Source organism: Candidatus Pelagibacter sp. HTCC7211, assembly GCF_000155895.1.
Taxonomy (GTDB): Bacteria; Pseudomonadota; Alphaproteobacteria; order Pelagibacterales; family Pelagibacteraceae; genus Pelagibacter.
The window spans coordinates 21,521-33,745 of sequence record NZ_DS995298.1 but is presented as its reverse complement, the minus strand read 5'-3'; the positions used below and the strand labels follow the sequence as shown (position 1 = coordinate 33,745).

The following is a 12,225-nucleotide window of genomic DNA, read 5'->3' as shown; positions in this document are numbered from 1 at the left end:
TTCTGGATTTTAGTGTAATTTAATTTCATACAGATTATTTTTCTTTTTTAATTTACTATAACTTATTTTGTTATTTATGGTTCTTGGAAAAGATTTTAATTTAATCAATTTAAAAGAGCTCAAATTAAGATTTGTTATTTTTGAAATAGAATTAAGCACTTTTTTTTTATTATATTTTTTTTCAATATAAACAAATATGTTCTTATTATCACTTATGCATACAACCTTATATCCTTTTTGACTCATTAAAATTTCTAAAGTACCTAAATCAATTCTATTTCCAAAAATTTTAGCAATTCTATTAATTCTACTTGTGAGATAAAAAAAACCATCTTTGTCAAAATATCCTAAATCCCCAGTTTTTAACTTATAATTTTCCTCATTAGCTTTCTTTAAATCACTATAATTTTTTGAATATCCCATAAATACATTTTTTCCATTACAAACTACTTCTCCTTCCTTAAAAGGTTTAAATATTTTTTTACCAGATTTATCAACTATATAGATCTTATTTCCCGGTATTCCTTTTCCTATACTTCCCATTTTTTTTTCTAAAAATTCAGGTTTTAAATAAGATATTCTAGGTGAGGCTTCTGTTTGTCCATACATCGAAAAAAATTTCAATTTATTTTTTTTGCAAAATTGTATAATTTTTTTTAATTTACTTATTTCAAGTTTGCCTCCAGCCTGTGTTAAGTATTTTAAAGTGTTAACTTTTATATTTTTTAATCCTACACTCGTAAGCATTTCATAGGTATAAGGGACGCCATTAAAAGATGTTATTTTACTTTTTTCAACAATTCTCCAAAATTCTTTTTCAATTAATGAATATTTAGAAACTATAATTGATGCTCCAACTTCAAAATGTGTATTTATAATTGAAAGCATATAACTATAACTAATAGGTAAATTAGTTATAGTAGAATCTTTTTTATTAATTTTTAAATAACTAATAATAGAATCTGCATTATATTTTAGGTTGCTATTAGATAGTTTGACAAATTTAGTTGATCCCATTGATCCTGATGTAGATAATAAAAGAGATAAATTTTTATTTAATTTTTTCTTTTTATCTAGTTTGTTTTTCATTAAAATTTGATCAAAAAAATAATATTTCTCCAAACAAATTTTTTTAAACATATTCTTCTTTTCTTTAGACAAAAAAACATAATTTGGTTGATAATTTTTGAAAATTTTAAGAATATTTTTTTGGGTTGTTTTTGAGTCAACAATTATACCTACATGGTTTTTTATAATACAAAATATATAAGCCAGCAAAGAACCAACAGAATTTTCAGAAATAATCAATATGAGAGAATTATTTTTTACTTTATTTTTAATTTTATTTGTTTCAATTAAAATTTCTTTGTATGATAAATTTAAATTTTTATTGTCAATAATTGCAACATTGTTTTTATATTTGTTAAAAAATTTAAATAATCTCATTTTTAAAGAATTTTATTTTTTATTTATTAACTTAAATAATTTTTTTTGTTATGTTAATTATTAAATATCAAATAAAGTTATTTAATAATTTTTTTTCTTAATAAATTAAATTATAATTTTATACTTTTTGAGGATTTTTTTACCATTTTCAAATGAATTTAAGTCTATTATATCATCCATATCAATTGAAATTTTAAAAGCTTTTTCTAGACTACTAATCATGTGCATATGTCCTACCGAATCCCACTGAGGTATTGATTGATACTTTAGTTTTTTTAGCTTTGATTTTTTGATTGAAAAACTTTTTTCAAAAACTTTTGAATATTTATCAGAGTTATTCATATAAAATTACTTTACATATTAGGTTTAAAATAACAAATAAATTTACAAATTTTATAGAAATAAATAGAGAGTCGATATAAATAAAATGTAAAATAATATTTTTATTAAATTAAGATTGTATTTATTATTAATTCTATATTAAAGAAGAGTGTATATGAAAATAATTATAACTGGAGGTGCAGGTTTTATAGGCTCTCACTTAGCAGAGTTTTTAGTTAAAAAAGGTCATAAAATTGTAATTATTGATAATTTAAGTACTGGCAGACTAAGTAACATAAAAACATTTAAAAATAGTATAAAATTTGTAAAAGCAGACATTTCCAAAATAGGTAAATGGATTGAAAATTTTGAAAATACACAAGTAGTATACCATCTGGCTGCTCTAGCAGATATTGTTCCTAGTATTCAAAATCCAAAAAAATATTTTGAATCTAACGTAGTTGGAACTGAAAATATAGCTTCAGCAAGTATTAAATATAAAGTAAAAAAAGTTATTTATTCAGCATCATCATCTTGTTATGGTATTCCAAAAAATTATCCAACATTAGAAACTGCAAGTATTGAACCTCAATATCCATATGCCTTAACTAAAAATTTAGGTGAACAAATTTTAATACATTATGCAAAAATATATGGTGTTAATGTTACTTCCTTAAGATTGTTTAACGTTTATGGCACAAGATCAAGAACCTCAGGAACTTATGGAGCAATGTTTGGTGTTTTTCTAGCGCAAAAATTAAAAAATAAACCTCTTACAGTAGTTGGAGACGGAAAACAAAAAAGAGACTTCACATATATTAGTGACGTAATCCAAGCATTTTATAAAGCAATAAAAATCAAAAAAAATTTTCAGACCTTTAACTTGGGAACAGGAAAACCTGTAGCAGTTAATGAAATTGTAAAGTTACTGGGGTGTAAAAGTATAAATATCCCAAAGAGACCTGGAGAGCCAGATTTGACAAGTGCTAATATAACTAAAATTAAAAAAGAACTTAATTGGAAACCAAAAATTAGCATCAAACAAGGAATTAAAAATCTTTTAAATGAAATAAATTATTGGAATAGTGCACCAGTGTGGACTCCTAAGAAAATTAAAGTTGCAACTAAAGATTGGTTTAAATATTTAGGAAATAATTAGTGTATGGAATAAATAAAAAATTTTAATCTAATTCAAATTTATTTTTGTACTCTTTTTTCAAACTTTTATTTTGATTTTTTTTATCTAGATAACAATTGCCTATAACTAATTTATCCAAATTCGTACCCATAAAACAATTAAAAGCATCAAAGACAGTATTTACAATGGGTTCTCCTCTAACGTTAAAAGATGTATTTATAAGAATAGGACAATTTGTTTTATCCTTGAATCTTTTAATTAAATCATAATATTTACTATTTGTTTCTCTGTGAACAGTTTGTATTCTCGCAGAATAATCAACATGCGTAACTGCAGGTATTACAGATCTTTTTACATTTAATTTGTCTATGCCAAATAACTTTTTTTGATCATTAGTCATTTCAATTGTCTTATCTTTATTAATATTTGAAACCATAAGCATGTAAGGACTATCAACATCAATATTAAACCATTCAGATACATCCTCTTTTAACACTGATGGTGCAAATGGTCTAAAGCTCTCTCTATATTTAACTTTCAAATTTAAATTTTTTTGCATATGATCTGATTTAGGATTAGCTAAAATAGATCTTGCACCTAGTGCACGTGGTCCAAATTCCATTCTTCCTTGAAACCAACCAATTGCATTATCTTGAGATAAATCATTAGCAGTTTTATCTATTAATTCTTGATCTGAAATAATTTCATATTTTGCTCCAATTTTAGTAAGTTGCTCTTCAATTTCATTTTGTGAGTATTCGGGTCCAAGATAAGAACCTTGCATATCATCTTTAATATTAATTTTTCTAGGATTATTTTGTTCAATATACCATAAAGCTAAAGCTGCACCTAATGAACCCCCAGCATCCCCCGCAGCTGGTTGAACCCAAATTTTGTCAAAAATTTTTTCTTTCAAAATTTTTCCATTAGCAACACAATTTAGTGCAACACCACCAGCTAAACATAAGTTCGAAATATTAAATTCATTTTTTAAGGATTTGCAGAGTTTAATCATTATGTCCTCTGTTATTTTTTGAATTGAAGATGCTATATCCATATGAAATTGTGTAAGTTCTTCATACCTAGGGTTCCTAGCTTTTCGTCCAAATAAATTATTAAACTTTTCATTCGTCATTGTTAAACCAGTAGCATAATTAAAATATGACTGATCAAGATGAAAGGACCCATCCTCCTTTATGTCAATTATATTTCTCTTTATTACTTGCTCATAAATAGGATCTCCATAAGGAGCCAGACCCATGAGTTTATATTCTCCACTATTAACTTTAAATCCAGTATAATAAGTAAAGGCTGAATAAAGTAATCCTAATGAATGAGGGAAATGTATTTCTTTTTTAATTTCAAGACTATTTCCCTTACCGATAGCAACTGTAGTTGTTGCCCACTCACCAACACCATCAGCAGTTAAAACTATCGCCTCTTCGAATGGAGACGGAAAAAAGGCGCTTGCAGCATGACTTAAATGATGTTCTGAAAAATAAATTTTTTTATTATCATTAAATTTATCGTCATGTTTTTTTAATTTAGTAAAAAGTAATTTTTTTTGAAATAATTTATCTTTCAGCCATATTGGCATTGCAGTAGAAAAAGATTTAAAACCTTTTGGTGCAAAAGCAACGTATGTTTCCAATAATCTTTCAAATTTTAAAAAAGGTTTTTCAAAGAAAATAATTTGATCAACTTCACTAAGTTTAATTTTAGCAAAACTTAAAACAAATTCAATTGCATGATATGGGTAACTCGAGTCATGTTTTTTCCTTGTAAATCTCTCTTCTTGTGCAGCAGCTATTATTTTTCCATCTATAAGAATAGACGCAGCGCTGTCATGATAAAATGCTGATATACCAAGAATAGATTTCACTAAAAAATTGTATAAATAAAAGGCGCTATAGCTGAACCTTGACTTAAAACGATTAAACCTCCAAATATAACTAAAACAATTAAAATTGGTAATAACCAATATTTTTTTCGTACTTTTATAAATTGCCAAAATTCTTTTATAAAATCCATAATTAAAATTGATCTTTCATTTTACTTTTAATTTTAGATCTTTCAATCCAGTATGAATTTTTCTTTTTTTTTTTTAAATTAAGTAGGTTTTTACCTAAAATTTTCATTACAATAGAGGTGGGTGTAACAATTGAAAAAAAAACTATTGCCATAATAATTGGAGAAATAAAATTTCCTAGAAAAATTCCAAAATTAGACCAAAGTTTATTTAAAGGTGTTAAAAATTTTGAATTTAATAAACCTAAAATTAAAAAAACTACAGAAATGATTAAAGACCAAATTCTAATACCCTCACCATTTAGTAGAGGAAATAATGAAATAATTAAAAACAAGACACAAAAAACTATTCCAAAACTTTTATTAGATGAAATTTTAATATCGCTATGTTTCATTTGATATGAGAAGATTTTAGTATTTATAAAATCTTTTTATTGTTCCACATACTTTTTAATAACTTTCCATATTATATTGTAAATTATGATAAATTACCAATTTACCATACATGAGTGTTAAAAAGTATAATTATTTAGCTTTTACTTGTTTTGTTTTATTTTAGAGATAAATAGAAAGTATGACTGAAATAAAAAAAATTTTTATAACTGGTGGAGCTGGTTATGTTGGTGCTATGTTGGCTCCATTCTTGATTTCCAAGGGATATGAACTAACCATTTATGATCTAATGATATATGGTGAGGATGTCATTGCCGATAATTCAAAAATAAAAAAAGTTACAGGCGATATTAGAGATATTGAGAATGTTAAAAAATCAATGAAAGGTCATGACGCTGTAATTCATTTAGCATGTATATCCAATGATCCAAGCTTTGAATTAAACCCAAATCTTGGAAAATCAATAAATTTGGATGCATTTGAGCCAATGGTGAAAATAGCTAGAGAATTAAATGTTAAAAGATTTATTTACGCTTCTTCATCATCTGTATATGGAATTAAAAATGAAATAAACGTTCATGAGGATATGGCTCTCGAACCTTTGACTGATTATTCAAAATTCAAAGCTGAGTGTGAGTCTATTCTATCAAGATATAACACTGAAGATTTTACAACTGTTACAATTCGTCCTGCAACTGTATGTGGTTATTCAACAAGACAAAGGTTGGATGTTGTTGTAAATATTTTAACAAACTTAGCCTATCATAAACGTAAAATTACAGTTTTCGGAGGTGAACAATTAAGACCTAATTTACATATCAAGGATATGATTGAGTCTTATTACTTGGTGCTTAATGCAAAAAAAAATTTGATATCAAATCAAATATTTAATGTTGGGTTTGAAAATCAAAAAGTTATCGATTTAGCAAATGTAACAAAAAAAATTATTGGTGAGGATGTGGTATTGGAAACTACTCCTACAAATGATAATAGATCTTATCATATTTCCTCAAAAAAGATAACTGAAATACTTAATTTTAAAACTCAATTCACAGTTCAAGATGCTGTTATAGATCTTAAAAAAGCTTTTGATGAAAAGTTATTAGTTAACTCTCTCGAAAATGAAATGTATTTCAATATTAAAAGAATGCAGTCATATCAACTTAAATAACAAAAATGAAAAAATTTTTTGATGCTAAATTACGATGTAAAATTCATAGACGCGAAATTCTTAATTTATCCCAAAAAGTTCAAGCTTTACACATAGGTGGATCATTTTCATCAGTAGAAATTGTTGATTGTATTTATAATATTTGTTTAAAAAAAAGAGATAAATTTATTCTTTCAAAAGGTCATGCGGGAATTATTCAATATGTATTACTATATTATTTGAAAATTATATCTAAAAAAGAATTAAATTCATATTGCCAGAGGGGTGGTTATTTGGGTGTTCATCCTGATTTTGGTAAAAAAGGAATTAATGCATCAACAGGATCATTAGGTCATGGTTTAGGAATGGTTTCTGGTATGGCTTTAGCAAAAAAAGATAGCACTTATTTCGTGTTATTAAGTGATGGAGAATTACATGAAGGATCTGTGTGGGAGTCTGCACTTATTATAGGTGCACTAAATTTAACAAATATTGTTTTAATTATAGATAATAATGATCTTCAAAGCTCAACAAGGTCATCAGAAACTCACCCAAATTTATATCCTATATCAAAAAAATTTAAAGAGTTTGGATGGGAGTCCTCTAACTGCAACGGGCATTCTACAGAGGAAATTTTCAAAAAAATTAAATCACGTAAAGGAAAAAAACCTTTTGCATTAATTGCTAAAACTATAAAAGGCTATCCAGTCAGTTTTATGAAGAACGTTGCATTATGGCATTACAGATCACCTAATAAAAACGAATATAAACAAGCGATAAAAGAAATAAATAATTTATGAGAAATATATTTGCAGAAACATTATATCAAAATGCAATAAAAAATAAAAATATTTACGTTGTGGTAGCTGATATATCAATAGCTGGAAATATGTTAAATTTTCAAAAAAAATATCCACGAAGATTCATCAATGTAGGTGTTTCAGAAATGACCATGATAGGTATGTGCGCAGGTCTAGCTCTAGAAGGCAAAAGATCTTTTGCATACACAATAGCAAACTTCACTCTTTATAGACCATTTGAAATGGTTAGGAATGACTTATGTTATCAAAATTTACCAGTTACAATAGTTGGAATGGGTTCAGGGACAACTTATGCTACACTTGGAGGTACACATATAACTATGGAGGATATATCTGTAGCAAGGTCTATACCAAATATGACTATCATTGCTCCATCTGACCCTCTCGAATTAAAACAAGCAGTTGATTATTGCTGCAACAAGTCAAATTCACCCACATATCTTAGAATTGGAAAATCTGGAGAAAAAAATTATACACAAATTTCCAAAGAAAAATGGCAGTTTGGTAAAATCAGAAGAATAATTGAAGGTAAAGATATTTGTTTTCTGACCTATGGAAATATTATTAGAAAATCATTTACCGCGGTAGATGCTTTAAAAAAATATGGAATTAAGAGCTCAATTTATAGCTGCAGCACATTAAAACCATTTGATGAAAAAAGATTAAAAAAAATTTTTAAAGAATATAAATATATTGTAAATATTGAAGATCATTCAATTGTTGGAGGTCTTTCAGAAATTGTTAAAGGATTAGCCTACGAGAATAAATACTCTGGAAATATTCAAAATTTTTCACTTAAAGATAAATTTATTAATAATTATGGTTCTCAAGATGATCTTTTAGATAGTCATGGATTAAGCGATAAAAAAATTATTAAAACTACTTTAAATTTTCTAAAAAAATATGAGTAACATATTCATTACTGAGTCTGAAAATTATTTGTCTAAAAGATATCTTAAAGATGGATATATCATTGTTGATATCCAAAATATAAGGTCTTTAGATTGGATAAGAAATTTTTATTTAAAATTTATTAAAAATTATTTTAATCAAGATTACTCAAATAAAGATATTTTAAATAACTTTCATAAATTGATAAAAATTAATGATCTTAATAATTTTAGACTTAGTTTAATCCAGGAAGTCAATAAAGATAAAAATTTTAGAAAAGAATATTATAATGTTGCTTCTCCATTTTTAAATGAAATTGTTGGCAACGAACTTGTTATGCAAAACCGAGTAAACCTCAGTATTCAATTACCTAAAGATAAAAGTTCATTGTTAGATGTTCACGCAGATACCTGGTCAGGAGACTCTCCATTTGAGTCAGTTGTATGGCTACCTCTCGTGAACTGCTTTAAGACAAAAAGTATGTTTATACTTCCAGCCTCAAAGTATAAAAAAATTACTAATCTGCTTCAAAGTTCAAAATTTAAAAATAGTTCAGAGCTTTTTCCGAAAATTAAAAATGATATAAAATGGCTTAAAATAAACTATGGTCAGGTTTTAATATTCAATCAATGTCTACCACATGGAAATTTAGTAAATGAGGAAAAAGAGACAAGATGGTCGATGAATTGTCGATTTAAAGGTATTTTTACTCCATATGGTGACAAAAAGTTAGGAGAATTTTTTGAGCCAATTTCACTTAAAGCAGCTTCAAAATTTGCAATGAAATATAAATTGCCAAAGATTAAATGAAAAAAGCAAGAGGGTATATCTTTAGTAGGAAATTTCTTGGTGAACGAATTCCTCAATCCATTCAAAACCTAGCTATTAGAGATTATTGTTCAAGAAACAATATTATGTATTTATTGAGTGCAACTGAATATGCAATGAAGAACTCATCAAAAGTTCTTTTTAAAATAATTAATGAAATTAATAAAGAGGATATAATTCTTTATAGTTTGTTTCAATTACCAAATGATACTAGTCAAAGAGAAAAAATTTATAAAATTGCCATTAAAAATAAAAAAAAAATTTACTTTGCTCTAGAAAATAGGATTTTTAATAATAAAGATGATATTCAAATAATTGAAGATATTTGGAGTATAAAAGAAGTATTACCTAACTGTTTGGAAAAATTTTAAAGGAATGGGACGATTAAAAGATTATATAACTGCACTTCATAAATCTACTAAACGTGAATATCTGGAAAGGATGAATGATGATAAGGTTTCATGTATGATTGAAGCTAAGAAATATGAATTTAATTATTGGGATGGTGATAGAAGATATGGTTATGGAGGCTATAAATATATAAAAGGAAGATGGAGCAGTCTTGCTAAGCAAATAATAACTGATTATAACTTAAAAGATAATTCTAGAATTTTAGATGCAGGATGTGGTAAAGGATTTTTGCTTTTAGAGATAAAAAAACAATTACCATCAATAAATATAGTTGGAATAGATATTTCTAAGCATGCTCTTAAAGAGGCTCCTGAAATATTTAAGAATAATTTTTTCATTCATAATTTGAAAAAAACTCTTCCTTTTAAAGATAATGAATTTGACCTAGTCATATCTATAAATGCCTTGCACAATCTTCAAATACCTGACTTAAAAACTGCTATTACAGAAATTGAGAGAGTAGGTAAAAACAAATATATAGCTGTCGAAAGTTATAGAAACGAAAAAGAACAATTTAATTTACAATGCTGGGCCCTCACATGTGAATCTTTTTTTAATAAAGACTCATGGATATGGTTATTTGAACATTTTGGATATAAAGGTGATTATGAATTTATCTACTTTGAATAATACCAGTAAAAAATCTTTCCATGCAGTTAAAGCCATAATATATAGATCAGACAAAAAATTGCTGCTTCAAAAAAGAGATAATAACCCTGAAATTCCATACCCTCTTCATTGGAATTTTTTTGGGGGAGAGGTTGAAGTTGGAGAAAATTTTCATGAAGCTCTCAGACGAGAATTGATTGAAGAAATTGAATACTCTCCAAAATTAATTGAAAGCGAAATTTTTCAGAGTAAGTGGAAATCAATTGATCTTCATTATTTTCCAATTTTTATAAGTAAAGAAGACGAAAATAATAAATTTAAACTTAATGAAGGTATAGAATATAACTGGTTTAGTATAGATGAATTAGTGCATCTCGATATTGTTCCAGCTATTTATGAAAATTTATTCAAAATTAGCAATTATCTTTCAAAAAAATTTAGAGATTTTAATAAAAAATATGAAAATTTAATTGAAAAAAATATAATAAATCAACTTAATATAGTTAAAAAAAACGAGAGAGTATACTATTCTAAAAATAATATTTTTAATGTTTCTAAAAAGCATCTTTATTTTTTTCTTTTTCTATCACAAATAAGAAATATTAAAGTAAGCAGAATATGTCTTCACAAAGATGATGATTCAAATTTGCATGAAATGTACATGTTTCATTCCTGTCCATCCTCTGTTGGTCCACTAAAACAAAATAAAGAATCAATCAGTTATCATATTATTGATGGTTTGCTTGAGATTTCAAATAAAGATAAAAACAAAAAAGTTATTCTAGGATCAGAAACATTTGAAAATGAAACATTATCAAAATCATATAGATTGAAACCTAATGAATTTAGAATTGTCGAGAGTAAATCTGATTATTGCATTTTTCTAGAGGTAAATAATGGACCTTTCAAAGACAATGATACAATTTGGGAATAATTATTTATATAATTTTAAACTTTGGCAATGGAATAATAAACTTAATCCCTCTTTTTTTTAAATATTGATATTTTTTTAATATTGTTTTTTGATGTTGCCATGCCAGAACATAAATGTAATTAGGTATTTTTTTTCCAAATTTTACTGGACGAACAATTAAATTTGAACCTGGTGAATAAAGCCCATGTTTCTTTTTGTTATCATCTACTAAGTAATCGAAAAATCTATTTAATTTAAAATGATGTGTTAGAGTAGAAACACTATGAGATGCACCTAAACCTACTATTGTTTTTTTTTTAAATTTTATTTTTTCAAGTTCATTTTGTGATTTAGTTTTAAGTTTAACCAATCTTTTTTCAAAGTTCATAAAATACTTATCACTATTTATATTTAATTTTTTTTCATAATTTATGACTTTATCAATTTTTTTCTTATTTTTTTTTGCTTTTTGATCTTTAGAAAAAATGACCCTAATTGAACCACCTTTTTTAGTATTGGTTTCAACATCAACAAGCTTTAATTTATATTTAGACATTAAGAATATTAATGTATTTAACGAAAAATAAGAAAAATGTTCATGATACACGTAATCAAACATATTTTTTTTAAATTGTTTTGGATGGTACCCAGTCTGTATTACAAAGCTCCCATTTTTTGAGAGTAATTTATATATATTTTTTACAAAAGAATTTACATCTAGTATATTAGCAAAAACATAATTTGCAGTTATTACATTAAATGTCCCATATTTTTTTAAAATATAAGAACTTGTATTACTGTTCAAATATCCATTAATAGTTTTAAATCCACTATTATTTGCAATTTTAGCTATTTCCGAAGCAGGCTCTACACCTAAAGTAAATAGTCCTTCTTTTTTAAATGAACTTAACATTGACCCGTCATTACTTCCAACATCAAGTATTTTGTCTTTTTCTGATAGACTTAATTTTTTACATATTTCTTTTGCATATTTATCATAGTGAGTCAAAAGACCTACGGTTGTTTTGCTCTCATAAATATAATTTGTGTAACTCAATTTTGGATTTACTTTATCTATTAAAGATAAATAACCACACTTAGCACAATTATATAAGTCTAATGGATACAACTTGTTAGATAAGTGTTTTTTATCTGATGGTAGATAAATGTCACCTAAGGGAGAAGGGCTAAAGCTTAATGCCGGTTTGATAGATTTTGAACCACATATATCACATTTATTATCTTTCAAGATCTCTTTAAAATTTATCATTTTAAA

General features: G+C 25.9%; 14 protein-coding genes. 8 read left to right on the top strand and 6 right to left on the bottom strand.

Going from position 1 to position 12,225, the window contains the following annotated elements:
• Window positions 1-9: 9 nt before the first annotated feature.
• Both PB7211_RS00180 and PB7211_RS00175 read right to left on the bottom strand, forming a co-directional pair.
• Window positions 10-1,446 carry an AMP-binding protein gene (locus PB7211_RS00180; protein WP_008545946.1) on the bottom strand — a complete coding sequence of 479 codons (1,437 nt, stop codon included), beginning with the start codon at window positions 1,444-1,446 and terminating at the stop codon, window positions 10-12.
• A 105-nt stretch (window positions 1,447-1,551) separates the two neighbouring features.
• Complete coding sequence (locus PB7211_RS00175) at window positions 1,552-1,788, bottom strand: hypothetical protein (RefSeq protein ID WP_008544469.1); 237 nt, start codon at window positions 1,786-1,788, stop codon at window positions 1,552-1,554.
• A 154-nt stretch (window positions 1,789-1,942) separates the two neighbouring features.
• Between PB7211_RS00175 and PB7211_RS00170 the strand changes: the two genes are divergently transcribed.
• Entirely contained in the window at window positions 1,943-2,926 is a 984-nt protein-coding gene (locus PB7211_RS00170) for a GDP-mannose 4,6-dehydratase (protein WP_008544260.1), read from the top strand.
• Between the two features lie 22 nt (window positions 2,927-2,948).
• Here PB7211_RS00170 and PB7211_RS00165 read toward each other — a convergent pair whose 3' ends face one another.
• Genes PB7211_RS00165 through PB7211_RS00160 form a run of 3 tightly spaced genes read right to left on the bottom strand, consistent with a single transcriptional unit; the run spans window position 2,949 to window position 5,328 of the window.
• Entirely contained in the window at window positions 2,949-4,787 is a 1,839-nt protein-coding gene (locus PB7211_RS00165) for a carbamoyltransferase family protein (protein ID WP_008545186.1), read from the bottom strand.
• Window positions 4,787-4,936, bottom strand: a complete 150-nt coding sequence (locus tag PB7211_RS08035; RefSeq protein WP_008544618.1) for a DUF5989 family protein — start codon at window positions 4,934-4,936, stop codon at window positions 4,787-4,789. Before PB7211_RS08035 ends, PB7211_RS00165 begins: the two co-directional genes overlap by 1 nt.
• 2 nt (window positions 4,937-4,938) lie before the next feature.
• Window positions 4,939-5,328, bottom strand: coding sequence for an SxtJ family membrane protein (locus tag PB7211_RS00160; protein ID WP_008545278.1), 390 nt, complete (start codon window positions 5,326-5,328; stop codon window positions 4,939-4,941).
• A 179-nt stretch (window positions 5,329-5,507) separates the two neighbouring features.
• Here PB7211_RS00160 and PB7211_RS00155 point away from each other — a divergent pair, with 179 nt between their 5' ends.
• From PB7211_RS00155 to PB7211_RS07810, 7 genes are read left to right on the top strand one after another with little or no spacing between them, the layout of a single operon-like run.
• Entirely contained in the window at window positions 5,508-6,497 is a 990-nt protein-coding gene (locus PB7211_RS00155; RefSeq protein WP_008544091.1) for an SDR family oxidoreductase, read from the top strand.
• 5 nt (window positions 6,498-6,502) lie between these two features.
• Window positions 6,503-7,276, top strand: coding sequence for a 1-deoxy-D-xylulose-5-phosphate synthase N-terminal domain-containing protein (locus PB7211_RS00150; RefSeq protein ID WP_008544264.1), 774 nt, complete (start codon window positions 6,503-6,505; stop codon window positions 7,274-7,276).
• Window positions 7,273-8,208: a transketolase family protein gene (locus tag PB7211_RS00145; RefSeq protein ID WP_008544593.1), complete on the top strand. Its 936-nt coding sequence runs from the start codon at window positions 7,273-7,275 to the stop codon at window positions 8,206-8,208. The genes PB7211_RS00150 and PB7211_RS00145 overlap by 4 nt, the downstream gene beginning before the upstream one ends.
• 1 nt (window position 8,209) lies before the next feature.
• The gene (locus PB7211_RS00140; protein ID WP_034399193.1) at window positions 8,210-8,998 is read left to right on the top strand and encodes a sporadic carbohydrate cluster 2OG-Fe(II) oxygenase; all 789 of its coding nucleotides are present in this window, start codon (window positions 8,210-8,212) and stop codon (window positions 8,996-8,998) included.
• Window positions 8,995-9,387 carry an LIC12192 family sporadic carbohydrate cluster protein gene (locus PB7211_RS00135; protein ID WP_034398615.1) on the top strand — a complete coding sequence of 131 codons (393 nt, stop codon included), beginning with the start codon at window positions 8,995-8,997 and terminating at the stop codon, window positions 9,385-9,387. The genes PB7211_RS00140 and PB7211_RS00135 overlap by 4 nt, the downstream gene beginning before the upstream one ends.
• Window positions 9,388-9,391: 4 nt before the next feature.
• On the top strand, window positions 9,392-10,057 hold the full coding sequence (locus tag PB7211_RS00130; RefSeq protein WP_008544602.1) for a class I SAM-dependent methyltransferase: 666 nt from the start codon (window positions 9,392-9,394) through the stop codon (window positions 10,055-10,057).
• Window positions 10,035-10,970, top strand: coding sequence for an NUDIX domain-containing protein (locus PB7211_RS07810; protein WP_008544175.1), 936 nt, complete (start codon window positions 10,035-10,037; stop codon window positions 10,968-10,970). Before PB7211_RS00130 ends, PB7211_RS07810 begins: the two co-directional genes overlap by 23 nt.
• 4 nt (window positions 10,971-10,974) lie before the next feature.
• On the opposite strand, the gene PB7211_RS00120 is transcribed toward PB7211_RS07810, so the two are convergent.
• Window positions 10,975-12,219 (bottom strand): class I SAM-dependent methyltransferase, encoded by a 1,245-nt coding sequence (locus tag PB7211_RS00120; protein ID WP_008544709.1) that lies wholly within the window; start codon window positions 12,217-12,219, stop codon window positions 10,975-10,977.
• Window positions 12,220-12,225 lie beyond the last annotated feature (6 nt).

Bases quoted from the DNA above. Each gene is read 5' to 3' on its own strand.
- PB7211_RS00180 (WP_008545946.1), bottom strand. From the start codon at position 1,446: ATGAGATTATTTAAATTTTTTAACAAATATAAAAACAATGTTGCAATT.
- PB7211_RS08035 (WP_008544618.1), bottom strand. From the start codon at position 4,936: ATGGATTTTATAAAAGAATTTTGGCAATTTATAAAAGTACGAAAAAAA.
- PB7211_RS00120 (WP_008544709.1), bottom strand. From the start codon at position 12,219: ATGATAAATTTTAAAGAGATCTTGAAAGATAATAAATGTGATATATGT.
- PB7211_RS00155 (WP_008544091.1), top strand. From the start codon at position 5,508: ATGACTGAAATAAAAAAAATTTTTATAACTGGTGGAGCTGGTTATGTT.
- PB7211_RS00170 (WP_008544260.1), top strand. From the start codon at position 1,943: ATGAAAATAATTATAACTGGAGGTGCAGGTTTTATAGGCTCTCACTTA.
- PB7211_RS00135 (WP_034398615.1), top strand. From the start codon at position 8,995: ATGAAAAAAGCAAGAGGGTATATCTTTAGTAGGAAATTTCTTGGTGAA.
- PB7211_RS00145 (WP_008544593.1), top strand. From the start codon at position 7,273: ATGAGAAATATATTTGCAGAAACATTATATCAAAATGCAATAAAAAAT.
- PB7211_RS00160 (WP_008545278.1), bottom strand. From the start codon at position 5,328: ATGAAACATAGCGATATTAAAATTTCATCTAATAAAAGTTTTGGAATA.
- PB7211_RS00175 (WP_008544469.1), bottom strand. From the start codon at position 1,788: ATGAATAACTCTGATAAATATTCAAAAGTTTTTGAAAAAAGTTTTTCA.
- PB7211_RS00150 (WP_008544264.1), top strand. From the start codon at position 6,503: ATGAAAAAATTTTTTGATGCTAAATTACGATGTAAAATTCATAGACGC.
- PB7211_RS07810 (WP_008544175.1), top strand. From the start codon at position 10,035: ATGAATTTATCTACTTTGAATAATACCAGTAAAAAATCTTTCCATGCA.
- PB7211_RS00130 (WP_008544602.1), top strand. From the start codon at position 9,392: ATGGGACGATTAAAAGATTATATAACTGCACTTCATAAATCTACTAAA.